The sequence below is a fragment of the Pokkaliibacter sp. CJK22405 genome (genome assembly GCF_046614695.1).
GTDB lineage: Bacteria > Pseudomonadota > Gammaproteobacteria > Pseudomonadales > Balneatricaceae > Pokkaliibacter.
In genome coordinates this window covers 1-22,487 of record NZ_JBKKHQ010000003.1, presented here as the reverse complement: position 1 = coordinate 22,487, position 22,487 = coordinate 1, and the positions used below count along the sequence as shown (strand labels likewise).

At 50.6% G+C, this 22,487-nt stretch carries 19 protein-coding genes and 3 tRNA genes; 10 read left to right on the top strand and 12 right to left on the bottom strand.

The genetic code is table 11. From position 1 onward, the window contains the following. Window positions 1-2: 2 nt before the first annotated feature. The 5 genes from ACKC9G_RS02515 to ACKC9G_RS02495 all read right to left on the bottom strand — a co-directional run bounded on the left by ACKC9G_RS02515 (window position 3) and on the right by ACKC9G_RS02495 (window position 2,513). Window positions 3-76, bottom strand: a tRNA-Pro gene (locus tag ACKC9G_RS02515). 25 nt (window positions 77-101) lie between these two features. After that, window positions 102-178, bottom strand: a tRNA-Pro gene (locus tag ACKC9G_RS02510). A gap of 2 nt (window positions 179-180) precedes the next feature. Further along, window positions 181-256, bottom strand: a tRNA-Asn gene (locus ACKC9G_RS02505). Window positions 257-653: 397 nt separating this feature from the next. Continuing rightward, the gene (locus ACKC9G_RS02500; protein ID WP_411403361.1) at window positions 654-1,340 is read right to left on the bottom strand and encodes a flagellar brake protein; all 687 of its coding nucleotides are present in this window, start codon (window positions 1,338-1,340) and stop codon (window positions 654-656) included. Beyond that, the gene (locus ACKC9G_RS02495; RefSeq protein WP_411403360.1) at window positions 1,341-2,513 is read right to left on the bottom strand and encodes a 4-phosphoerythronate dehydrogenase; all 1,173 of its coding nucleotides are present in this window, start codon (window positions 2,511-2,513) and stop codon (window positions 1,341-1,343) included. It abuts the gene before it with no gap. 211 nt (window positions 2,514-2,724) lie between these two features. Here ACKC9G_RS02495 and ACKC9G_RS02490 point away from each other — a divergent pair, with 211 nt between their 5' ends. Next, window positions 2,725-2,922, top strand: a complete 198-nt coding sequence (locus ACKC9G_RS02490) for a hypothetical protein (protein ID WP_411403359.1) — start codon at window positions 2,725-2,727, stop codon at window positions 2,920-2,922. Between the two features lie 65 nt (window positions 2,923-2,987). Here ACKC9G_RS02490 and htpX read toward each other — a convergent pair whose 3' ends face one another. Continuing rightward, window positions 2,988-3,881, bottom strand: a complete 894-nt coding sequence (gene htpX, locus ACKC9G_RS02485) for a protease HtpX (RefSeq protein ID WP_411403363.1) — start codon at window positions 3,879-3,881, stop codon at window positions 2,988-2,990. A 401-nt stretch (window positions 3,882-4,282) separates the two neighbouring features. Here htpX and ACKC9G_RS02480 point away from each other — a divergent pair, with 401 nt between their 5' ends. Then, window positions 4,283-4,999, top strand: coding sequence for a hypothetical protein (locus ACKC9G_RS02480; protein WP_411403358.1), 717 nt, complete (start codon window positions 4,283-4,285; stop codon window positions 4,997-4,999). A gap of 34 nt (window positions 5,000-5,033) precedes the next feature. Here ACKC9G_RS02480 and ACKC9G_RS02475 read toward each other — a convergent pair whose 3' ends face one another. Continuing rightward, the gene (locus tag ACKC9G_RS02475; RefSeq protein WP_411403357.1) at window positions 5,034-6,251 is read right to left on the bottom strand and encodes a pyridoxal phosphate-dependent aminotransferase; all 1,218 of its coding nucleotides are present in this window, start codon (window positions 6,249-6,251) and stop codon (window positions 5,034-5,036) included. A 224-nt stretch (window positions 6,252-6,475) separates the two neighbouring features. Here ACKC9G_RS02475 and msrB point away from each other — a divergent pair, with 224 nt between their 5' ends. Next, a complete protein-coding gene (msrB, locus tag ACKC9G_RS02470; RefSeq protein ID WP_411403356.1) occupies window positions 6,476-6,877 on the top strand; it encodes a peptide-methionine (R)-S-oxide reductase MsrB in 402 nt (133 codons plus the stop codon). A 64-nt stretch (window positions 6,878-6,941) separates the two neighbouring features. Here msrB and ACKC9G_RS02465 read toward each other — a convergent pair whose 3' ends face one another. Together ACKC9G_RS02465 and ACKC9G_RS02460 are read right to left on the bottom strand one after the other, a co-directional pair. Further along, window positions 6,942-7,469: a carboxypeptidase-like regulatory domain-containing protein gene (locus ACKC9G_RS02465; protein WP_411403355.1), complete on the bottom strand. Its 528-nt coding sequence runs from the start codon at window positions 7,467-7,469 to the stop codon at window positions 6,942-6,944. Between the two features lie 10 nt (window positions 7,470-7,479). Continuing rightward, the gene (locus ACKC9G_RS02460) at window positions 7,480-8,265 is read right to left on the bottom strand and encodes a DUF4198 domain-containing protein (RefSeq protein WP_411403354.1); all 786 of its coding nucleotides are present in this window, start codon (window positions 8,263-8,265) and stop codon (window positions 7,480-7,482) included. A gap of 224 nt (window positions 8,266-8,489) precedes the next feature. Here ACKC9G_RS02460 and hrpA point away from each other — a divergent pair, with 224 nt between their 5' ends. Further along, complete coding sequence (gene hrpA, locus ACKC9G_RS02455; protein WP_411403353.1) at window positions 8,490-12,416, top strand: ATP-dependent RNA helicase HrpA; 3,927 nt, start codon at window positions 8,490-8,492, stop codon at window positions 12,414-12,416. A gap of 12 nt (window positions 12,417-12,428) precedes the next feature. Further along, the gene (locus tag ACKC9G_RS02450) at window positions 12,429-12,680 is read left to right on the top strand and encodes a DUF1653 domain-containing protein (RefSeq protein WP_411403352.1); all 252 of its coding nucleotides are present in this window, start codon (window positions 12,429-12,431) and stop codon (window positions 12,678-12,680) included. 24 nt (window positions 12,681-12,704) lie between these two features. Here the strand turns inward: ACKC9G_RS02450 and ACKC9G_RS02445 are convergent, their stop codons facing one another. Further along, on the bottom strand, window positions 12,705-13,382 hold the full coding sequence (locus tag ACKC9G_RS02445) for a hypothetical protein (protein ID WP_411403351.1): 678 nt from the start codon (window positions 13,380-13,382) through the stop codon (window positions 12,705-12,707). 459 nt (window positions 13,383-13,841) lie between these two features. On the opposite strand from ACKC9G_RS02445, the gene topA reads away from it, so the two are divergent. The 3 genes from topA to ACKC9G_RS02430 are packed head-to-tail and all read left to right on the top strand — an operon-like array spanning window position 13,842 to window position 17,345. After that, on the top strand, window positions 13,842-16,457 hold the full coding sequence (gene topA / locus ACKC9G_RS02440; RefSeq protein ID WP_411403350.1) for a type I DNA topoisomerase: 2,616 nt from the start codon (window positions 13,842-13,844) through the stop codon (window positions 16,455-16,457). A gap of 47 nt (window positions 16,458-16,504) precedes the next feature. Continuing rightward, window positions 16,505-17,029, top strand: a complete 525-nt coding sequence (locus ACKC9G_RS02435; RefSeq protein ID WP_411403349.1) for a DUF6586 family protein — start codon at window positions 16,505-16,507, stop codon at window positions 17,027-17,029. 40 nt (window positions 17,030-17,069) lie between these two features. Further along, the gene (locus ACKC9G_RS02430; protein WP_411403348.1) at window positions 17,070-17,345 is read left to right on the top strand and encodes a hypothetical protein; all 276 of its coding nucleotides are present in this window, start codon (window positions 17,070-17,072) and stop codon (window positions 17,343-17,345) included. Window positions 17,346-17,488: 143 nt separating this feature from the next. On the opposite strand, the gene ACKC9G_RS02425 is transcribed toward ACKC9G_RS02430, so the two are convergent. Together ACKC9G_RS02425 and lexA are read right to left on the bottom strand one after the other, a co-directional pair. Then, window positions 17,489-17,950 carry a cell division inhibitor SulA gene (locus ACKC9G_RS02425; RefSeq protein WP_411403347.1) on the bottom strand — a complete coding sequence of 154 codons (462 nt, stop codon included), beginning with the start codon at window positions 17,948-17,950 and terminating at the stop codon, window positions 17,489-17,491. A gap of 2 nt (window positions 17,951-17,952) precedes the next feature. Further along, the gene (gene lexA, locus ACKC9G_RS02420) at window positions 17,953-18,576 is read right to left on the bottom strand and encodes a transcriptional repressor LexA (protein WP_411403346.1); all 624 of its coding nucleotides are present in this window, start codon (window positions 18,574-18,576) and stop codon (window positions 17,953-17,955) included. Window positions 18,577-18,797: 221 nt separating this feature from the next. Between lexA and dinG the strand changes: the two genes are divergently transcribed. Then, window positions 18,798-20,918, top strand: a complete 2,121-nt coding sequence (gene dinG, locus ACKC9G_RS02415) for an ATP-dependent DNA helicase DinG (RefSeq protein WP_411403345.1) — start codon at window positions 18,798-18,800, stop codon at window positions 20,916-20,918. A gap of 286 nt (window positions 20,919-21,204) precedes the next feature. Beyond that, on the top strand, window positions 21,205-22,487 hold a 1,283-nt coding region (gene rhlB, locus ACKC9G_RS02410), incomplete at its 3' end, for an ATP-dependent RNA helicase RhlB (protein ID WP_411403362.1).

The window sequence follows — 22,487 nt, the reverse complement described above, 5'->3', positions numbered from 1 at the left end:
GGTCGGAGTGGAGGGATTCGAACCCCCGACATTCTGCTCCCAAAGCAGACGCGCTACCAGGCTGCGCTACACTCCGATATCTGGAGAAGTGCAAAATTGAGTGGTCGGAGTGGAGGGATTCGAACCCCCGACATTCTGCTCCCAAAGCAGACGCGCTACCAGGCTGCGCTACACTCCGAATGGCTCCCCGAGCTGGACTCGAACCAGCGACCAACGGATTAACAGTCCGCTGCTCTACCGACTGAGCTATCAGGGAACGACTTGCTCAACTGCGGGGCGAATAATAATGATGGAGGGGGGAGTGGTCAAGCGTTTTATAAATTTTTTATTAATCAAAGACTTGCTGGTCGATTTTGGGGCTGGATTGACCGAAATTGTTACATGGTTTACTATCCTTGCTCCTTCGTATAGTACTGAACGCAATCAGTAGTTCTTGGTGATATCAGCGACTAATATGCTGCTATTGGCATGAACGTGGAAATACAGATCTGGATGTTGTGACAATTGCACTCTGATGACAGTGTGTGATGCTCGCAAACGGAGTTGGCAGCCCTGTCACACCATCTTTTTGGCGAATACTGTTTGAAGACGTTTTACACCCCTTCTTTCAGGGTGACCTTATTCTGGTCACCCTTTCTTTTATTTCTCTTCACCTAGTTTTTATTTCGTAAAATTTGTTCGTAAACATAACCAGACAAGACTACACGCGTTTCCTCGTCGACTTCTGCGAACTCTACGCCGTGATGAAACACACTTTGCCCGCCTTCATCCTCTTCTACCGTTCTATTGCGTACGACAACGGGAATGCGAATAACCTGCTCTACATTAGCCACACCCAGTCGCGCTGTTAGATAGAGCGTTTCTCCAATCTCAGCCAAGGTATCACTGGCGCTTATCTTCGCACCGCTAGTACTGATGTCGGTGCATACTGCTGGCCGTGGCCATTGTCCAGGAGTGCTGCCTTCAATAAGCTCATCCAGCGAGACAATCAGACGTATATCAATGCGGCTGGCTTTGCGGTACTCGAGTACATTGATGTCTTTGGGATAGTTCAGGTGTAGGTAATTGAAGGGTGTCAGGCAAGCTTTTAATACCGAGGTGGTGAAACCACAAACCCGATTGTCAGCCAGTAGCCTAACTTTTACTGGCTTGCCTTCTTTGAGCATCAAAGGGCGCCCTTGAGTGATTGGAGCGCTTACCATAAGACTCTTTCCGCTGGCGTAGCCCAGCAGCCGTACCACATAGCGGGTGCTGGGGCTAACGGTTTCCAGATACAGCGGATCACCAATTTTTAGTGAAAGCTCTTCAAGAGAATGAGGTGCTTCCTGTGCATCTGCCATTCATACGTCCTTAAGGCTGAAGCCGAGGGCTGAAAGGGTATGTTGCGTAGCTGAGGTGGCGTTGTCCAGTGCGATTTTGAGCGTGCTCATTTCGCGGGCCAGAGGGTATGACTTGCGTAGGCGATCAAAAAGCCCGGGATGCTCATTGCTGTCAGCATAATGCTGGCGAAAACGTTCACTTTCACGATGAACATCCACTGTCAGTGGTACCAGCCGCAGACAGTCTGCAAAGCTGGTATCTCCCTGAACCCTCGCTTCACTGATAAAGGGCGAAGGCAGGAGTGATTCCAGTTCAATGTCTGGCGTCATGCCAAGAAAGTGGCATAAAGACTGATAAATCATCCAGCTGCCACGCATCCTTCCATCGAGGCTGTATCCGGCAATATGCGGAGTGCTAAGCCGAGTAAAAGGAATCAACGCACGAAGTACATCCGGCTCCCCTTCCCAGACATCAAGCGCGACAGTGAAGTCATGTTGCTGCTCAAGACGGGCAAGTAGGGCGCTGTTATCAATCACATCGCCGCGGCCGGCGTTAATCAACAGTGATCCTGGTCGAATCTTGCTGAGCTCATCCTTGCCAATCAGGTGTTTTGTTGGATGATCTCCTCCGCGGACCAATGGTGTGTGCATACAGATGATATCGGCTTTGAGAGCGTCTTCCAGACAGACAAAGCTTTCTTCGGGTTGAGTGCCACTTTTCTCGAGTGGCGGATCATTGACCACTACATTGAGGCCCATGCCGCGCAAGCGTTTTACAACACGGCTGCCTACATTGCCTGCGCCAATTACCGCAAAGCGCTTATCGTGAAAGCCATCATAGCCATCGACCAGAAAAAGATGAGCGAGCACGCCAATTACATAGTCTGCAACAGACTCAGCATTGCAGCCTGGCGCATTGGTATGGAATATATTTCTGCTATCCAGCCATGGTCTGTCCAGGTGATCCATGCCGATAGTTGCACTGCCGACAAAGCGAACTTTGGAATCTGCTAGTAATGCTTCATTAACCTTGGTGACTGATCTGACCAGTAACACGTCCGCATCTTTGACAATCTCAGGGTCCAGGTCGCGACCGGGCAGGGCTGTAACTTCACCCAGGCCTGAGAAAAGGGCTTGCAGGCCAGGCATGTTTTCATCAGCAACGATGCGAAGAGGTCTGGGCGTTGCGCTCATAAAGTTCTCTTTACTTTCTCAGAGGGTTGGGGCTCAATCTGCGCCCTTCAAAAAACTTATTGTAAGGACTGACGGCTTGCGTTTTAAGTGGTCTTCCAGCTCAGAGACGATATGTCTGTTGTTGCATCAGGATCTGCTAGGTGACTGGAGCTTTTGGCGTCTAGCTTATTGTAGTCGTGGATCATTGCAAAACATTCAGTGTCGTTCGCGCGTGATGGACTTTGATGCCGCCTGGCATTTGTTGCAGCAGAACTGTGATGAATATAAGGCTAAGGGCTATCGGCGTCTGTCAAGCGATGAGTGGCAGATCGAGCTGCCCTTGCTTGAGGAGACTGAGGGTACTGATCAGTTCCTGCTTCCCAAGCTGGTTGAGGTTATTGAGGCTGAGCAACTGAGCTTTGGCTGGTGATGTAGCTTGTAGTGCTGACTCTTTAAAAGTCAGGATGATAAAAAGGGAGCTTGCTGCTCCCTTTTTTAATGCTCTCTTAGAGCGCGAATACGTTCTTCCAGCGGAGGATGACTTGCAAGAAGTGCCATCAGGCCCAACTTGCTGCCGCTTCTGATCCCGAACGCAGTTAGCTGATCAGGCATCTGGGAAGGAAACTCTTGTTCCTGCTTCAAACGCTGAAGTGCACTGATCATGGCATCTTTATTGGCAAGTCTTGCTCCTGCTTCGTCGGCTCTGAATTCACGCTTCCGTGAGAACCAGGCAACAATGATGGATGCCAAAATGCCAAAGACTATTTCCATAATCATGGTGACAACGAAATAGGCTATGCCGTAACCCGAGCTATTTTCATTATTGCTGTTCATTGCACGGTCAACGGTATGACCGATAATCCGAGCGAAGAACATAACGAAAGTATTCACGACGCCCTGAATCAGGGTCAGAGTCACCATATCACCATTAGCGACGTGACCTATTTCATGTCCCAGTACGGCGCGCACTTCTTCAGAGCGAAAGCGACTTAGCAGACCTTCACTGACAGCAACCAGAGCATCATTTTTATTCCAGCCTGTCGCAAAGGCGTTCGCCTCTTGGGCAGGAAAGATACCCACTTCGGGCATCTTTATGCCTGCTTCGTGGGACAGCTCTGCGACTGTATCCAGTAACCACTTTTCATGAGCGGTTCTTGGAGAGTCGATAATTTTTGTGCCAGTAGAAAACTTTGCCATGGTTTTCGACATGAGCAACGAGATGATGGAGCCTGTGAAGCCAAAGACTGCACAGATGATCAATAGGTTCTGAAGATCAAGATCCACCCCATTTGTCTTCAGAATTGATCCCACACCCAGTAAGCTCATTACGATACCCGCTACGACCATAACTGCCACGTTGGTCGCCAAGAAAAGCAGGATTCGCATAATTCCGATTTACCTCCATCTTTACAGATGTCTCTAAGATAGAGAGGGCGGGTTGGTATTCAAGAAATTAATAGTTGTCGTTATTTTCAAAGTGTTACGCGCACTGTGGCGGTGTCAAAAGCGCTTGCAGTGGTGGCTGGAAAGCATTAGCCATTTTGAGATTTTTGACTTGCCAGCTTGAAATACATGATGAAAACTTTGTTTTTTACCTGCCGAAAAGGCAGCAACGGTTATCTTTAACCTGATCAGAGGCTGAAGTATTGAGTTCTGTAGAGTTAGAAGCGCTTTTAACAGTGATTTCCTCCTTGGAGAAAGATGAGGCGAACTTCGTCACTTTATTCGATGACGCTGTATGCCTTAACTGGTTACCCCCGGTGCTTGAGGTCTATTTGGATTCTATGTCTATGCCTTCATTGGGGGAGGCTGAGTTTGAGTGCGTCTGGTCAGAAGTGGCGGGCAATTCAGCTGTTGCTATGTCTCTGGTAGTGGATGGCGTCACCGTCAGGCAGTGGGGGAGCGCGCCCGCCGTATGGTGTTGCCACGGGACAACTCAGGGCTGGGCGGGTGCACGCTATCTGAGCTGGAGTGATGAGAATCAGGCTGATGGATGGCAGGCGGATGACTCTCTGTTGATCAGTGCGCTTATGTCCCATTTTCCGGGATTGCATTGGTTGAATCTGGAGCCTAAGGACAGCCTTGTTTCTACGGCGGCGCTTGCGGCAGGGGCTGCTCAGGTCATTAATGTCAGCGCTGAGCGTTGGGTCCTGAATCATCTCAAGCGGGTGCATAAGCATCTTCGGCATGGGCAGGAGCGCATGCTGTGTATTGAGCAGCCGATGGCACAGTGTTGGAGTCGTATTCCTAAAGATATTGATGTGGAGGGCGCGATTGTCCGCTGTTATGAAGGGCAGGGGGATGTACAGAGGCAGGCCAGTCTTGCCTTACGACGACTGGAGCCCGTGCTGGTTCCCGGCGGAATTTTGGCGCTATGGGGTGCGGATGAAAGTCTGCCTTTGCCAAATCTCAAGCGTCTGCTTAAGCGCGAAGGTCCTGATTTTGTGTATCTGGATCACTCCCAGCAGCAGGGGGATTTTGCGGTCACCCTCCAATATGATCCCTGAGCGCAGGCTTGCGCTCAGGTTCTCTATGTAAAGACTAGCTGGCGTTATAGCGTGAAAGGAATCGCCCAATGCGACCGATCGCATCTTCCAGGAGATGTTGATGAGGCAGGAATACGATACGGAAATGCTGGGTGTCACTCATGTTAAAGCCCGTGCCCTGAACGATCAGCACCTTCTCCTGTCGAAGTAGGTCGAGGGCAAACTTTTCATCGTTGTGAATTGGATACATCTCCGGGTCAAGACGAGGGAAAAGATAGAGGGCGCCTTTAGGCTTGACGCAGGTAATGCCCGGAATCTCATTGAGCAGGCGGCAAGCCGTGTCGCGCTGTTCATAAAGGCGTCCGCCAGGTACGAGCAGGTCATTAATACTCTGATAGCCACCCAGTGCCGTCTGAATTGCATGCTGCGCCGGGACATTGGCGCACAAGCGCATTGAGGCCAGCATATCCAGCCCTTCAATATAGTCTTTGGCAAGATGCTTTGGCCCGCTGAGAATCATCCAGCCAGAACGAAAACCTGCTGCACGATATGTTTTTGACAAGCCATTGAAGGTCAGGCAGAGCACATCTTCAGACAAGGAAGCCAGTGGAACATGGACTTCATCATCAAACAGGATGCGATCATAGATTTCATCAGCAAACAAAAGCAGTCCATGTTTGCGCGCAAGCTCAGTGATGCCTTCAAGCACCGATTGGCTGTAGAGGGCGCCCGTTGGGTTGTTGGGGTTGATAACAACAATGCCGCGGGTTTTCGGGGTGATTTTTCTTTCCATGTCCTCAAGGTCCGGCTCCCAGCCTTGGGACTCGTCGCAGCGATAATGAATGGCTTTCCCGCCGGAGAGGTTAACCGCCGCGGTCCAGAGTGGATAATCGGGAGCGGGTACCAGAACCTCATCGCCATTATCCAGCAACGCCTGCATGGCCATGACGATCAGCTCACTAACACCATTACCAAGGTAGATATCTTCAATGGTGACGTTAGCGATATTGCGCACCTGGGCGCTGTGCATCACCGCTTTGCGGGCAGAAAACAGCCCTTTGGAGTCACAGTATCCCTGTGCTTCTGGCAGGTTGCGGATGACGTCAGAAATGATTTCCTGAGGCGCGTCGAAGCCAAAGGGAGCAGGGTTGCCGATGTTTAATTTAATGATACGCTGCCCTTCGTCTTCCATTCGCTTGGCTTCCTGCATCACAGGGCCGCGAATGTCATAACAGACGTTTAAAAGCTTCTGGGACTTGCGAATGGCAGACATGATGCAACTTGCTCCGGCACAGGGCGGTGACTTGACAGATATGCGGGTGAACCCTATTTAGCAGTAGAGCCCACAATTGGTAGTAAGTAATCGGCATGCAGGGGGATGTGCATGTCTTTTCGTATGTCTGCACATCATACGCAGGCCCAATGGGGTTTCAAGCTCTGCCCTTATGACATCGGGAATGAGTTATGAGGTGCCCGGCCACGTAGGTAGAGAGAACGATGACAACAGAAAAAAAACAGCGAAGCGAACAGGAATGGGCAGACACCCTGACCCCGGAGCAATATGCCGTTTGTCGGCAGTGTGGCACTGAGCCACCGTTTACCGGCAAGTACTATCATCACAAGGGCATTGGCTGGTATCACTGCATCTGCTGTGATTCTCCCTTATTTTCCTCTGATCATAAGTATGACTCAGGCTCTGGCTGGCCCAGCTTTTATGATGTGGCTAAAGATGATGCCATCGAGCAAGAGTCAGACCTGAGCCATGGTATGGTGCGTACGGAAGTGAAATGTAACGATTGTCAGGCTCATTTGGGACACGTTTTCGAGGACGGCCCACCACCTACGGGTCTTCGTTACTGCATCAATTCCACAGCGCTGAAGTTTGTGCCGTCGGACTGAGTTGTTGGGTCTGACTAAGTAAAAAGCTCCCGGAAGGGAGCTTTTTTATTTGTTCAGCACTGAGTTAGCGCTGCCTGCGTTGCTGCTGGAGGCGCCACAGAATGACGACGGCAACCATAAAAAGGATATAGCCAAAGGCGCCAAAGATATCAAACAGCCGCGTACGCTGGTCATGCTGACGCAATTGTTCCTGGATACCATCCAGCTGGTGCTGGATAACGCCCAGGCTCAGATGCTCAGCCTCGGGAGCGCTGGTGTTCTCAGCAGTATTTTCTGTCGTCACCGGAGAGTGTTCGAGATGTACGTGATCAACGTGGCCCGGGCCTGCATCGGCTTCTACCATCACCTCTCCACGACCTGGCAGAGGCAAACGGAAATAGCCGTCGGCATCAGACAAAATCTGAGTAATCGTTTGGCCATCCTTGTTCAACAGTTTGACGCTGGTTGCAGGAGCTGGGCCACCATCGACATAGTAGGTCTGTCCTGACAGCCGGTCGCCATCAAGGGTAATGAATAGCTTGAGCTTATGGGCGTGAGCCGCCGGGCTTATCAGACCCAGCGCCAGTAACATCATCATCAGGTGAAAGCGCATGGGAGTTCCTCTAGTGTGCCTTGCTCATATCCAGCGCGTGAATCCACATCGTTGCTGTCTCTTCATGATTCACGCGGTCACCTTCGGGGTTTTTCATTGGCTGCTCTGCCAGGGTCGTCGTTGAGAACCCCCACCAGCCTGCCAGAGGAATGCCATAGGTAAAGGTGCCCGTGCTATCGGCACGGATGATCTGTTCAAAATAGCTGTCGGCTGGCATCACAACATTGCCAGTGTTGTGATAAACCACTTTTAACTCAGCGTAAGGCACGGGCTCACCCTGTCGTAGCACAATGCCTTCGAAGACGTTGCCGACCCAGAGCGCATAGGGGCGACTGAGTGGCTGGATTTCAATAGGGAAGCCCAGCAAGGTATCCCAGCCATCACCCATGCCGTAAGCATCAACCACGACTTTGGCATATTCCGTGACCATGCGTTGCGCTTCCTGCTCCCAGCGGGGTTTTGAAATCGCATAAAAAATATGGTCGCCGGGGCCGTTGACGCGATAGTCCAGTGAGTAGCTTGTGGTATCAGCGTCGCTATCCGCTTTAATAGAGGAAGTGAGAATGCTGCGGCGTGAGTTAACATCCACGCCCACTTCTTCAGGTGTTGAAAGAGGTAGCAGCGAGCCCTGATCTGAGGGTTGTACCAGTCGGACAACCACATGGACATCACGGTTCATCACGTCCTGAAGAATCGGGCGGTCAGGTAGTAGCTCCATTAATTGTGCAGAGGCGATGCCGGGCGCTGTCAGTAAAGCGCTCCAGAGTAACAATTGCCGGGACAGGCGATATTTCATCATATAAGCGGATAAAAGTGTTCTGAGTAATAGAGGCAAGGTTAACAGCTGCTCAGGTTCAAGAGTAGCCGTAAACGACGGCGCCGGTGATGTTCTCGACAGAATTCTCCATTTATCGCCACGTGTGAACACTTCGTGCCATGAAACGGATCGGGGCTGCAGTCATTGGCGGACTTTCTTATAATGACCACCCTTTTGCGCCACCGCCTGCCATGGGATAGCCAGTGACCCAACCTACGTTTTCTGAATACTATGACCGCCTTGATCAATGTCTGACCCAGGATGCTGTCAATGCCCGAAAGATTCTGGGGGCAGTTAAAAAAGCCGCGCGTCAAAACCGACCCTATGACAAGCTCCTCAGTAAACTTGAAGTGCTGATTGAAACCTCGGCGTCAACGCTTGAGCAGCGCAAGCAGCTATCGCTGCGTTTTGCTTATGATCAGGAGTTGCCGATATCACAGAAGCGTGAGGAATTGCTTGCGCTTATTGAAAAGCATCAGGTAGTGGTCATTGCAGGGGAAACCGGATCAGGTAAAACGACGCAGCTGCCTAAGTTCTGTCTTGAGCTTGGACGCGGTATGCAGGGGAAAATTGGTCATACTCAGCCTCGACGCTTGGCAGCGCGCGCGGTTGCCACACGCCTTGCCGAAGAGTTGCAAACTTCTGTTGGTGAAGGGGTCGGCTATCAGGTTCGATTTACCGACGAGTCAAGCGCAAAGACCCGCCTGAAAGTAATGACGGATGGTATCTTACTGGCTGAAACCCAGCATGATCCGCTGCTGCAGCAATACGATACGCTGATTATCGACGAGGCTCATGAGCGAAGCCTGAATATCGACTTCCTGTTGGGGTATCTTCGCCAGATTTTGCCCAAACGCCCTGACCTTAAAATCATCATCACTTCTGCGACCATTGATCTTCAGCGCTTCTCCAAGCACTTTGGGAATTGTCCCGTCGTTGAGGTTTCAGGTCGCACCTATCCCGTCGAAACCTGGTATCGACCGTTAGTAAGTCTGGATGAAGAGTCAGATGACGGCGATCTGACTCAGTACGAAGGTATTGTCTTTGCCGTTGAAGAGCTGGTTAGCCATGAACGCCAACAGCGCTTGCCGATTGGAGATGTGCTGGTATTTCTCAGTGGTGAGCGCGAAATCCGTGAAAGTGCCGAAGTGTTACGCCGGGCGAATTTACGCGATACCGAAGTCTTGCCGCTGTATGCCCGCCTTACAGCCGCTGAACAGCAGAAAATATTCCACCCGTCAGGACGTGGTCGACGCATTATTCTCTCGACGAACGTGGCTGAAACCTCGTTAACGGTACCCGGTATTCGCTACGTGATTGATGCCGGTGTTGCTCGTATCAGTCGCTACAGCTATCGCTCCAAAGTTCAGCGATTACCTATCGAGCCGGTTTCTCAAGCCAGCGCCAATCAGCGAAAGGGTCGCTGCGGCCGTCTTGGTCCGGGGATTTGTATTCGTCTCTACAGCGAAGATGACTTTCTTTCTCGTCCCGAGTTTACCGACGCTGAGATTCTGCGCACCAATCTGGCCTCGGTCATTTTGCAGATGCTGTCACTGAAGCTTGGGGATATCAGTGCATTTCCCTTCATTGAAAAGCCTGACAGTCGCTTCGTAAATGATGGCTTTAGACTGCTACAGGAATTGGGAGCAGTCACTCAGGACCGTGCGCTCACGTCACTGGGGCGCCAGTTGGCTCGCTTGCCTATCGATCCGCATTTGGCGCGCATGGTACTGGCGGGTGCCGAGCGCAATGTTCTATCGGAAATGCTGATTATCGTCAGTGCGCTCAGCTCTCAGGATCCGCGAGAACGTCCCGCTGATAAACAGCAGGCATCGGATGAGAAGCATCGTCAGTGGCTGCACGACGACAGTGACTTTCTCAGTTATGTGAACCTGTGGCAGGGCTATGAAGAGCAGCGCCAGGAGCTGAGCCAGAACCAGCTTCGGCAATACTGCAAGAAGCAGTATCTGAACTTTCTGAGGATGCGCGAATGGCGTGATGTGCATCGCCAGCTGCATATTCTCGCCAAGGATATGCAACTGAAAACCAACACAGAGCCGGGCGGTTATGATGCCATCCATCAGTCTCTGCTGACGGGCCTTCTTAGCAATATTGGTCAGAAAACGGAAGAGGGTGATTATCAGGGAACGCGTAATCGCAAGTTTATGATCTTCCCTGGCTCAGGGCAGTTCAAAAAGCGTCCCAAATGGCTGGTGTCATCAGAGCTGGTTGAAACCTCACGCTTGTATGGCCGTTGTGTTGCCAAGATTGATCCGGCCTGGGTTGAGCCTCTGGCCGGAGGGTTGCTTAAAGACACCTATCTTGAGCCCCACTGGGAGCGAAAACGTGCAGAGGTTTTGGCCTTTCAGCAGCGTACCTTGTGGGGGCTGATCATTGTTGCCAGGCGCAAGGTGAGCTTTGGCAAGATTGAGCCTGATACCTGCCAGGATATGTTTATTCGTGAAGCACTGGTGCAAGGTGATTATCAGACTCAGGCGCCTTTCTTTGCTCATAACCGTGATCTGCTGGAAGAGGTTGAGAGCCTTGAGGCTAAGTCACGTCGTCGCGACATTCTTGTCGATGAAGAAACCTTGTTCAGCTTCTACAAAGACCGGATCAGTGACTTTCAGGGTGAGGAGGTGGTCGATGGCCCTTCCTTTGAGTCCTGGCGCAAGCGCATCGAGAAACGAGACAACAAAGTGCTATTCCTGACGCGTGACTATCTCATGCGACATCAGGCAGAAGCGATTACAGAGGATCAATATCCTGATGTCTTCAAATGGCAGGGCATGGAGTTGCCGCTCGATTATCGTTTTGAGCCCGGTCAGAAAGAAGATGGCGTGACGCTGAAGGTGCCCGTGGCATTACTGCGTCAGCTCCCTCAGGAGCGACTTGAGTGGCTGGTGCCCGGTATGTTGCGGGATAAATGTATTGCGCTGCTCAAAGGATTACCAAAGCAGCTTCGCCGGCATTTTGTGCCTATCCCTGATTTTGTCGATGGAATGCTGGCGGCAATGCCACCGACAGAAGGTAGCCTGACGGACGCAATGAGTTTTCAGTTACGGCGAATGACGGGGGTGCAGATTCCTGAAGATGCCTGGCGTGATGTCAGTCTTGATGAGCACCAGCGTTTCAATTTTCAGGTGCTGGACCCTAAAGGCAAGGTTCTGGGTTCCGGTCGGGATTTGGCCCGCCTGAGCGAACAGTTCTCAGGTCAGGTGCAAGCGCAAATCGAGACTATGACGCTGCAAGAGCAGGAGAGACAGGGCCTGATCGAATGGCCTGAAGACCTGAAGCTCTCTGAGGAAGTCACCGTAGAGCAGGGTGGTATTCGCCTTAAGGGCTATCCTGCCCTTACGGATGAGGGGGAGAGTATCGGGGTCAAGGTATTTGATGAGCCTGCTCAGGCACAGGAATCTTTCCGAAAAGGACTGATTCGTTTGCTGCGCTTGCAGATGATGCAGCAGGTTAAATACCTGCAGAAGAATATGCCCAAGCTTAATCAGTCGGCTTTGCTTTTCGTTGCCGTGGGGCGTAAAGAAGAACTGGTTGACGATGTGATTAACGCCGCTTTTGAGCAGGTGTTTCTGCTTGATAAGGACTGGCCAAGGGATGCAGGCAGTTATCGACAACATGTCGAGACTTACCGTAATGAACTTGTCAGCGCTGCCAATGAGCTAGCGCAGCTGGTCGCATCGGTGCTCGAAAGCCGAAATCGCGTCGCTCGTTTTTTACAGGGGAAAGTGAATCTGGCCTGGGCATTAATTCTGGCTGATATGAAAGCCCAGCTTGAGAATCTGGTTTTCAAGGGATTTGTCTCGGCAACACCCCTTCGATTCTTGCGCCGTATGCCGGTATATATGAAAGGCATAGAGGTTCGAATAGAACGCTTTCAGAACCACTTAGGAAAAGAGCAGGCAGTCAGTCAGGAGTTGCAGCAGTTCTGGCTGCAGTACGCTGAACGAAAGAAAGCTCATGAGAAACACGGGATTATCGACCCAGCCTTGGAGGAATTCCGCTGGATGCTCGAGGAGTACCGTATTTCTTTATTTGCCCAACAACTTGGAACGCTCCAGCCGATATCAGCCAAACGACTGACTAAGCAGTGGGAGCAGGTAAGACGAGCCTAAAAGGAGCGATCAATGAGCGAATCAGTCCAGAAAGTCGAACCGGGATATTACCTTCACTTTAAAGGAGGTGAATACCGTGTGCTGGATGTTGTCCGCCATACCGAAACCGAAGAGTGGATGGTGCTGTATCAGGCGCTCTACGGTGAACGAGGCCTGTGGGTGCGTCCGCTCAGTGCCTTCTGTGAAAATGTAGAGGTGATGGGCGAGATGGTGCCTCGCTTTGCATTTGTGAAGGCCGCGCCGGGTATCAACCGGGAAGGGTAGCCGCAGCGTTCTAAAACCCTTGGCTTATTGCTCGCCGGAGTCTTCCGGCGGGTGTGTCTCGTAGGGGTTTTCGAGATACTTATCCAGTTTGTGTAAACGGACTTCACGCTCTGCATCGTCCATAAGTGTTCTGATCAGCAAGGCCCGTGCGTGCTTTAAGTGTGTAGTGCCTTCCTGATAGTGACGTTTGTTGAGAGCGTGAATGCCTTGATGGGTATGCGCATCAATCTCGATAATGTTGTGGCAGTAGGAAAGCTTGGTATTAATTTCTTCCAGCTGGTGTGGGGTGAGAAGATTCTCTCCGCGCATTTGTCGCATGGCTCTCAAGGTGAACTTGATGTACTTCTGGGCTTTGACGATGCCTCGATCCGTATTCGGAATCTGATAAGAGCCTTGCTGGCCGCGTAAATTCTCCTGTTCCTGAATAGTGTCATCAATGCCGGGCGCATTAGGTTTGATGGACTTCATTTCATTGAGCAGATGAATGTGGAAGTCGATGAGATAATTCCAGGCAAGCGTCGGCAGATTTAAATGCTGGACTCCCATCTGGATGTCATCAATGTGTTCGGAACGTGACCGCTGAGCCGAAAACGCATTTTCGATAGCTGCCAGTTCCTGCTCTTTGCGATAAGCCAGATGACTGACCACCAGCGAAGCAATCAGGACAAGAACAAGAACGACGATGACAACTGTCAGCCACATAAGTGCCAGAAAACTCCATCATTAATAGTGAGTGAGCATAAGACAAAGTAGAGTACCAGCGGTGGCTGCGCCTCGCGAGCTCCCGGTAAAGGCGTAGTGTGTCTATAAAGCTGCTGGTCGTAAAGGCCAAGATTAAAGCCCTTGCTTATTATCCGGAGATTCTGCTATTCCCTAATAAGGCCGGGTCAGTGGTTCAGGTTTCCTGATCGTCCTTAAAGAATCTTTGCCTGAGAAAAGGAGCGATAAGATTTGGATCGTTTCCTTTTCAGGCATGAGAAAAAGCTGATCTTTCAGTGTGTTGCCCCACTTGCGGCTCATGCTGGCACTTGACAAAGATGTTTCCGGGTCGCTATAAGTGCCGCGCGCACCGCCTCTGGTCATCTCTGATCGAGTCATTTTTAGTTCAAGACCAAGCTGGCTGTGGCCATCACCCACCTTAAAAGGGGTATTACGAGGCATATGGGTAAAGTATTAGTCATTGTAGAGTCACCTGCCAAAGCCAAGACCATCAACAAGTATCTGGGTTCTGAGTACGTTGTTAAGTCAAGCGTAGGGCACATTCGCGATCTGCCGACCAGCGGAAGCGGTAAGCCTGTCGACGCCAAGCAGCGAGCGCAGGAAGCAGCCAAGACTCGTAAGATGTCTGCTGAGGAAAAAGTGGTCTACAAAGCCCAGAAAGCCCATACGCAACTTGTTGCCCGCATGGGGGTGGATCCTGATCATAATTGGGACGCACATTACGAGATTCTTCCTGGCAAGGAAAAAGTCGTAGATGAACTTAAGCGTCTTGCCAAAGACGCTGATGCTATTTATCTCGCGACGGATTTGGATAGAGAAGGGGAGGCGATTGCCTGGCACCTGAAGGAGTCCATTGGTGGTGATGATCAGCGCTACCGTCGTGTGGTTTTCAACGAGATTACCAAAAACGCGATCAAGCAGGCCTTTGATAGCCCTGGCAAACTTGATATGAGCCGAGTGCATGCTCAGCAGGCTCGTCGTTTCCTCGACCGTGTTGTCGGCTATATGGTTTCGCCATTGTTATGGGCGAAAATTGCTCGAGGTCTGTCTGCCGGACGCGTTCAGTCTGTGGCAGTGCGTTTGATTGTCGAGCGTGAGCGTGAGATTCGTGCCTTTGTTCCCGAGGAATACTGGGAGTTGGCTGCTGATCTTAAATCAGCAAAGGACTCGTTGCGTTTTCAGGTGACTAAGGATGCCAAGGGGGCGTTTCGTCCTGGCTCAAAAGCAGCGATGGACGAGCACCTGTCTGCACTTAAGAACACAAGCTACAAGCTGGTTGATCGTGAAGACAAACCGACGACTAGCAAGCCGTCCGCGCCATTTATCACATCAACGCTACAGCAAGCCGCGAGTACTCGTCTGGGCTTTGGTGTGAAGAAAACCATGATGTTGGCTCAGCGCCTTTATGAGGCGGGTTACATCACCTATATGCGTACGGACTCCACCAACCTTTCACAAGATGCGATTGCCAGTGTTCGAGAGCACATTGCCTCCGAATACGGCAATGACTATCTGCCTGAGTCAGCCAATATCTATACCAGCAAAGAAGGCGCACAGGAGGCTCACGAAGCCATTCGACCTTCCAGTGTTGACGTTCGCTCAACGCAGTTGAGTGGTATGGATCGAGACGCTGAGCGTTTGTATGAGTTGATCTGGCGCCAGTTTGTTGCCTGTCAGATGGTTCCAGCGCGTTATCTGAGTTCATCGCTAACCGTGACTGCGGGCGATTATGAACTTAAGGCACGTGGCCGCATCCTGAAGTTTGATGGTTATACCAAAGTGCAGCCACCTGCAGGCAAGAAAGAAGAAGATGTCATTCTGCCGGATATTGAAGTGGGTAAGGTGCTTGATCTTCAGGAACTGTTGCCCAGCCAGCATTTTACCAAGCCGACTCCACGCTACACCGAAGCGAGTCTGGTTAAAGAGCTTGAAAAGCGTGGTATCGGTCGTCCTTCAACTTATGCGGCGATTATTTCTACCATTCAGGAGCGTGGTTATGTGCAGGTGCAAAACCGCCGCTTCTACGCAGAAAAAATCGGTGACATCGTTACTGACCGACTGGTCGAAAACTTCCCGGACTTGTTGGACTACTCTTTCACCGCGAAGATGGAGGAGCGTCTTGACGATGTTGCCAGTGGCAAACAGGATTGGCGACATTTGCTTGATGCTTTCTACAAAGACTTCAGTGCCAAGCTTGATGCTGCCAATGATGATGACGGCGGCATGCGGGCAAACTCGCCAACGGAGACAGATATTCCCTGTCCGAAATGTGGCCGCCCTATGATGATTCGTACTGGCACCACGGGCGTGTTCCTTGGGTGTTCAGGCTACAATCTGCCTCCCGCTGAGCGCTGTAAAGGGACGATCAACTTGATCCCTGGTGATGAAGTGGTGAGCGCAGAGGCGGATGAAGAGGAAGAGTCCCGTTTGCTTCGAAGTCGTAAGCGCTGTGGCAAATGTGGTACGGCGATGGAAAGCTATCTTTTAGATGCTGATCGTAAATTGCATATCTGTGGTAATAACCCTGATTGCTCAGGCTACGAAGTAGAAAAAGGTAGTTTCAAGATCAAAGGTTATGACGGCCCACTCATCGAGTGTGATAAGTGCGGAAGCGATATGCAGCTCAAATCTGGTCGCTTTGGAAAATACTTTGGCTGTACCAATGAGTCCTGCTCCAATACCCGCAAGTTACTGAAAAATGGTGAGGCGGCTCCACCCAAAATGGATCCCGTTCCTATGCCTGAGCTGGCGTGCAGCAAAGTTGAGGATCATTACGTTCTGCGTGATGGTGCTACAGGACTTTTTCTGGCAGCGAGTAAGTTTCCAAAAAATCGTGAAACCCGGGCGCCTTTCATTCACGAGCTTTTGCCCCATAAAAATGAAATCGATCCTAAATACGATTTCCTTATGAAAGCGCCGGTTAAGGATCAGGATGGCAATCCAACCATGGTTCGCTTTAGTCGCAAGACAAAAGAGCAATACGTGATGACGGAAAAAGACGGTAAAGCCACGGGATGGAAAGCGCACTTCAAGGATGGGAAATGGGTTGAAGGCTGAGTGCCTTTAACTCTACCTTTTGCCTTTCAGGGTAGTCAGGAGTCGCTATGTCATCGTTGTACGCTCGCCGTACCAATCAGAAACTCTACTTTGCTCGCCTGCACCTGGAAGCGTTGAGCCAAGCGATGTCAGCACAAAGCTGGCATCGTCATGCCTTGATTGATTCCTATCAGGAGTCCGTACTTTTTCACCTGTACGCTGCTTATCGTGCCTATCTTGTGGAGCTGGCTGAGGCATACAGCATTCCGGCGGTTCAGTTGTGCTCAGACTTTGATCTTGGTTCTCTGCTTGAAGAGCGCGGTTTCGAAGGGCCTGAGTACGTGGCACTGGTAGCTTTGCTTGAAAGTAAGAGTTCTTGGCTAAGCCAGCTCTCAAGGGCGTATCAGGCTTGTTGGCAGGTTAAAGAGGATGCAGGGCTTACATCTCCTGCCGCTAGCGCCTCGGAGATTCAGGTGGTTCAGGTGGATTCTGATCATCAAAATGACGAAGACGTGCAAAAGCAGCTGCAAGGCTGGCTAAAGAATCTTCGCGATATCATTGAAGAAGGTAGAAAAACACTTCAGGAGTGGTAAGCAGCTAATGTGTTTGCTGACTGGAGTTTGAGGAGTAGACGTGGCGGATAAACTGGCGGGTATTCTGGAAGAGACCCGAGTGCTTGAAATTGTTGAGCTCGAGAGTGGCGAGTTATTGCTACAGATTCAGGAAGAGTCTGAAGCTTTGCCATTAATACGACTTAATATCACCTCTGAAATGAAAGAGTTCATGGGAGATGATTACGCTGAAATGGCACGTGAAATGCTGACAGCAGGCGTCCATGCCATTACTGAGCGTCTTGCAGAAAAGGAAGAGAAGGCCCGGGAAGAAGAGCGGCCGAAGATTCTTCATTAATATGTCAAGTCTGGTTGCCCAAGTGCGTAATCTTGGGCATGACCATAAACTATAAGGTTAAATAGCCCAGGTTAAAATCGTCATTTCACGCGTAGCGAATGCTGGCAGGGCTAATCGATAGCTAATGCGCTAAAAACTACCACTTAACGCATTCTAATCAGAATGCAGCGACTATCACCTTCTTCTGCTGCTCTCTCAAGCCCTTCATACTCATGCGTACTAATTTCTTTGGTGGGCCAGCATACTGCGAGATGACAATTACCAAGCCGTAATGCCTTTGTGGCCAAGGTATAAGTTGATAGATGTTCGCTGGGTTTGATTAGCAGGCATTTGTTGGGATCGATGCCGGTACTCAAGAGACTGTTCTTGTCGATGCTTGCAGGAGCGGAAATCCACGTAAACCAGCGATTATCGAAACTAAGCTGGGCCAGAAGTGGTAAAAGCCACTGCACGTTTCCTGCTTGTTTTGGGCTGATTACAACTTCGGTAATTCCTCCCTCCGTGTCATTGTCTGCTTCTTTCAAAGACAGCTCTGAGTTCCATTGCATGGGTGGAACTACAAGGCTGCTCTGTTGAGAGAAAATTAACTCCTGCTGCATCTGCATTATCAGTTACCTCTGCGAATCACTCCGACACCAAGTCCTTCGATGATCAGTTCTTCATTTTTCAGGTCGACTTCGATAGGTGAGAAGTCAGGATTTTCTGCAATAAGTTGAACCTTGTTGCCCTGGCGCTCAAAACGTTTAACAGTGACGTCATCGCCAAGTCTTGCTACGACGATTTGTCCATTGCGAGCATCTTGGGTGCGATGAACGGCCAAGAGATCACCATCAAGAATGCCCGCATCACGCATACTCATCCCCTGTACCCGAAGTAAATAGTCTGCTTTCGGATTGAAGAATTCCGGAGACACCTGGCAGTGTTCACTGATGTGTTCTTGTGCAAGTACCGGGCTACCGGCAGCAACCCGGCCTATCACAGGCAGGCCCTGAAAGCTTTCGTCGTTGCTGGATGAAGGTTCATCAGGAAGGCGAATGCCACGAGAAGCACCCGGTATGATTTCAATGGCCCCTTTACGGGCCAGTGCCTTTAGATGCTCTTCGGCGGCATTTGGAGAACGGAAACCCAGCTCACGTGCCAAATCTGCGCGAGTGGGCGGAAAGCCTGTCATCTCAATGTAGCGACGAATACAGGCAAGAACTTCTGACTGGCGCTGAGTAAGTTTAATCATTGTCTTAATATCTGTTTGTTTATACAGTACATGGAAGTATATACAGTAAAATCTCGATGTAAAGAAAGTGGTTGTCTCGCATTACCTGCCTCTCAAACATCCCCTGGAGTTAGTTTTCTGGTCAGCTCTGATAAGGCAGTGTTGTGAAAGCAGGCGACGTGACCCGATGAAAACCGTTACACTTTCTGCGCTTGATCCAGTTATCCGGAGTACAACCTTTCATGCTTGGCGATGTCGAAAAGCAGGCAATTCAAACTGCCTACCGAACTTACCTCAAAGCGCGCGAGTTAAAACCGCGTCTGGGGCAGCGCCAGATGATTGGCTCAATAGCACGCACTCTTGGAGGCATTGTTCAGGACAATGAGAGTAAACGGCAGGAAGGAAATCACCTTTGTGTAATAGAAGCAGGCACTGGCACAGGTAAAACTATTGCCTATCTGCTTGCGACAATACCTCTGGCGCGTGCCTGGAAAAAACAGGTCATTGTTTCCACCGCGACTGTTGCGTTACAAGAGCAAATCGTTCAGAAGGATCTTCCTGATCTCGTCAAATTTGCGGGCATGACTTTTAGTTATGCTCTGGCTAAAGGGCGTGCTCGCTATATGTGCCCACAAAAGCTTGATCGACTTACCAGCGGTCAGGCCAATGATCCGACTATGGCTCTCTTTGAGCAGGACACTCTTCAGGATAAAGATCAACTCGCCGTTTTTGAGAGCTTGTTAAAGGAGTGGGCTACCGGTGCCTGGGATGGCGATAAAGATGCGTTGATTGATCCTCTTCCGGATAATCTTTGGTCCCGGGTCACTACCGATCACCAGCAGTGTAGCCGACACCGTTGCCAGTTCTATAACCAGTGCCCGTTTTATAAAGCGCGCGAGTCTGTTGAAGAAGCTGACTGTATCGTCGCTAACCATGATCTGGTTCTGGCTGATCTATCGTTGGGCGGAGGTGTTATTCTTCCAGCTCCCGAGAAAGCTATTTATGTCTTCGATGAAGGACATCATTTGCCTGATAAAGCTTTAGGCCACTTCACCTTTTCTATGACTTTGCGTGGTACCGACCGCTGGCTTAAACAGCTGAATAAAAGCATGGCCTCAATGGCGGCTCAGTTACGACTTACCGGGGAGATGGTGAGAGCGGTCGAGCAAATACCTTCGGAAATTCGTCCTCTTGAGCAAAACCTGCTGTACCTCAATGAGCTGATCAGTAATTTGGTTACCTGGGACGACTTTGCGGATAATGCGCGTCCGGTGCATCGATTCGCTGAGGGGCGTGTGCCAGGGGAAGTTCAAACAATTGCCGAACAATTGCGCCAGGGTTTTGTGGCTTTATCAGCACTGCTGGATCGTCTCAACCGTGGTTTGCAGCAAGCGATGGGTGGCGATGACCCTGATTTATCGGCTAAAGAAGCTGAGTCCTGGTTTCCGGTTGTCGGGCAAATGCTGGCCCGCGTCCAGGATGCCAGAGCGCTCTGCGGGACCTATGCTAACAGCGATCCTGAGGGTGCAATACCTTTGGCACGCTGGGCGGAGCGCCTCGATTATCAAGACACGCTGGATACTAATCTTTGCTCCAGTCCTATTCTGGCGGCAGAAAGATTGCGTCAAAATCTTTGGAATCGTTGTTTTGCTGCCGTTGTTTGCTCCGCGACACTCACGGCGCTTAATCGTTTTGACCGGCTGATGATGCGGGCTGGACTGCCCTCTGATGGTTGCTATGAGCGGGTTCAAAGTCCGTTTGACTATCCCGCCGCTGCTGAGTTGTGGGTGCCCAAAATTCAGGCAGAGCCCGGCAATGCGGATGCTCACACTGCAGAAATCACACGCTGGCTTGAGTCTACGCTGGATGCTAATGAAGGCTCTCTGGTTCTCTTCAGTTCCCGTCGCCAAATGGAGGCGGTGAAAGAGGCTATGATTCCGCGCTGGCAGGAACGCGTCACGGCACAGGGTGAAATGAGCAAGCAGGAAGTTTTGCGTATACACAAAGAGCGAATTGATGATGGAGAGGGAAGTGTGCTTTTCGGTTTGGCATCTTTCGCAGAAGGTATAGATTTGCCCGGTAAGTACTTAACTCATGTTATCATTGCGAAAATTCCGTTCGCTGTACCGGATAACCCTGTAGATGCAGGGCTCGCCGAGTGGATTGAGAAGCGGGGAGGGAATCCTTTTATGGAAATCTCGATGCCCGATGCAAGCATTCGATTGGTACAAGCCGCCGGCAGATTATTAAGAACTGAACAGGACACAGGTCGAATCACACTGCTTGATCGCAGGGTGGTCTCTAAACGTTACGGAAAGACATTACTTGATGCCTTACCGCCATTTAGACGCAGAATCGATTAAGTGTGACTCACCCACCAGAGAGGACTCGATGCAAGAACAAGCACCGAAGGATCAGAACAAGCAGGCTTCAAATTCACAAGAAGAGGGAGGTAACAATTCCCGTTCTTCCCGTAGCCGCAATGGTCGTCGACGTAACACCAATGGTAACCGTCGTCGTCCATCCTCTCGCCGCTCTGATCAGCCACGCCAGAAACAGGAACAGGCGGGGAATGAGTCTTCTGATTCTAATGAAGTGAGTGTTGGTAAAGCGGTAGATACTTCGTGGAAGCCTGAAGAATTCAATGTCATGCCTGCTGAAGGTAAGGTGCGATTCCATGACTTGAGCCTTCCGGACGATGTGCTGCATGCAATTGCTGATCTGGGCTTTGAATACTGCAGTCCCATTCAGTCCAAAACCCTGCCTCATAGTCTCTCTGGCCGTGATATTACCGGTAAAGCTCAAACAGGCACTGGTAAAACGGCAGCTTTCCTGGTCAGTATTATTACCGATCTGATGGATTATCCTTTGGATGTCGTATTGCCTAAAGGAACCCCGCGAGCTCTGATTCTGGCGCCTACCCGTGAGTTGGTAATGCAAATTGCCAAGGATGCCGATGCCTTGACCAAATACACGCCACTTAAGGTGTTGAGTATTCTGGGAGGCATGGACTTTGAGAAGCAGCGTGAGCAGCTGGTTAATGAGCGTATTGATATTCTGGTAGCAACGCCGGGTCGTCTTATCGATTTCATCGGACGTGGAAACGTGAATCTTCGTGATGTTGAGATTCTTGTGCTTGACGAAGCTGATCGGATGTTGAGCATGGGCTTTATCCCCGATGTGCGCCGTATCATTCGTCAGACACCACGTACAGGCGATCGTCAAACCTTACTTTTCAGTGCGACCTACTCCGGGGATATTCTCGCCTTGGCTGAGCAATGGACTCATAATCCCGTCCATGTCGCTATCGAAACTGAACATCTGACAACTGACAATGTAGAGCAGATTGCCTACATGGTGGCCGAAGATGAAAAGTTCCGGGTTATCTTCAACCTTATTAAAGAGCGCAAGCTTTCCCGTGTGATGATTTTTGCCAATCGCCGAGATCAGACACGCCGTTTGTTTGAAGGTCTGCGCAAGAAAGGTGTGAAAGTTGCCATGCTGTCAGGCGAAGTGACTCAGCGCAAGCGGGTGAGCACCCTAGAAGCTTTCCGTTCAGGTGAAATTGAAGTCATGGTTGCAACCGATGTTGCTGGTCGAGGCATTCATGTGGATGATGTCAGCCATGTAATCAATTTCAACCTTCCTGAGGACCTGGAGGATTATGTTCATCGCATTGGCCGGACTGGTCGTGCAGGTAAAACTGGAACCTCCATCAGCCTGATTGGTGAAGATGACGCTTTCTTGCTTCATTCTCTGGAAGAACTTATTGGACGTAAACTGCCCTGCGAACATCCACCAGAGGAACTATTAGCTTCAGGACGCAGAGCTTCCTCATCCAACGAGGCTGATCATGAAGTGGCTGAAGTTGCAGAGAATACATCATCTGAAGCTGTTGCTATCGCTGAAGAGACAAGTACGCTGACTGCGGA

What these genes read in the sequence shown, in the direction of transcription:
- ACKC9G_RS02425 (WP_411403347.1), bottom strand. Translation starts at nt 17,950, where the DNA reads ATGCAGATGCAGCAGGAGTTAATTTTCTCTCAACAGAGCAGCCTTGTA.
- ACKC9G_RS02445 (WP_411403351.1), bottom strand. Translation starts at nt 13,382, where the DNA reads ATGTGGCTGACAGTTGTCATCGTCGTTCTTGTTCTTGTCCTGATTGCT.
- topA (WP_411403350.1), top strand. Translation starts at nt 13,842, where the DNA reads ATGGGTAAAGTATTAGTCATTGTAGAGTCACCTGCCAAAGCCAAGACC.
- ACKC9G_RS02495 (WP_411403360.1), bottom strand. Translation starts at nt 2,513, where the DNA reads ATGAGCGCAACGCCCAGACCTCTTCGCATCGTTGCTGATGAAAACATG.
- ACKC9G_RS02460 (WP_411403354.1), bottom strand. Translation starts at nt 8,265, where the DNA reads ATGAAATATCGCCTGTCCCGGCAATTGTTACTCTGGAGCGCTTTACTG.
- ACKC9G_RS02500 (WP_411403361.1), bottom strand. Translation starts at nt 1,340, where the DNA reads ATGGCAGATGCACAGGAAGCACCTCATTCTCTTGAAGAGCTTTCACTA.
- ACKC9G_RS02450 (WP_411403352.1), top strand. Translation starts at nt 12,429, where the DNA reads ATGAGCGAATCAGTCCAGAAAGTCGAACCGGGATATTACCTTCACTTT.
- dinG (WP_411403345.1), top strand. Translation starts at nt 18,798, where the DNA reads ATGCTTGGCGATGTCGAAAAGCAGGCAATTCAAACTGCCTACCGAACT.
- ACKC9G_RS02475 (WP_411403357.1), bottom strand. Translation starts at nt 6,251, where the DNA reads ATGTCTGCCATTCGCAAGTCCCAGAAGCTTTTAAACGTCTGTTATGAC.
- ACKC9G_RS02480 (WP_411403358.1), top strand. Translation starts at nt 4,283, where the DNA reads ATGCCTTCATTGGGGGAGGCTGAGTTTGAGTGCGTCTGGTCAGAAGTG.
- msrB (WP_411403356.1), top strand. Translation starts at nt 6,476, where the DNA reads ATGACAACAGAAAAAAAACAGCGAAGCGAACAGGAATGGGCAGACACC.
- ACKC9G_RS02465 (WP_411403355.1), bottom strand. Translation starts at nt 7,469, where the DNA reads ATGCGCTTTCACCTGATGATGATGTTACTGGCGCTGGGTCTGATAAGC.
- lexA (WP_411403346.1), bottom strand. Translation starts at nt 18,576, where the DNA reads ATGATTAAACTTACTCAGCGCCAGTCAGAAGTTCTTGCCTGTATTCGT.
- ACKC9G_RS02435 (WP_411403349.1), top strand. Translation starts at nt 16,505, where the DNA reads ATGTCATCGTTGTACGCTCGCCGTACCAATCAGAAACTCTACTTTGCT.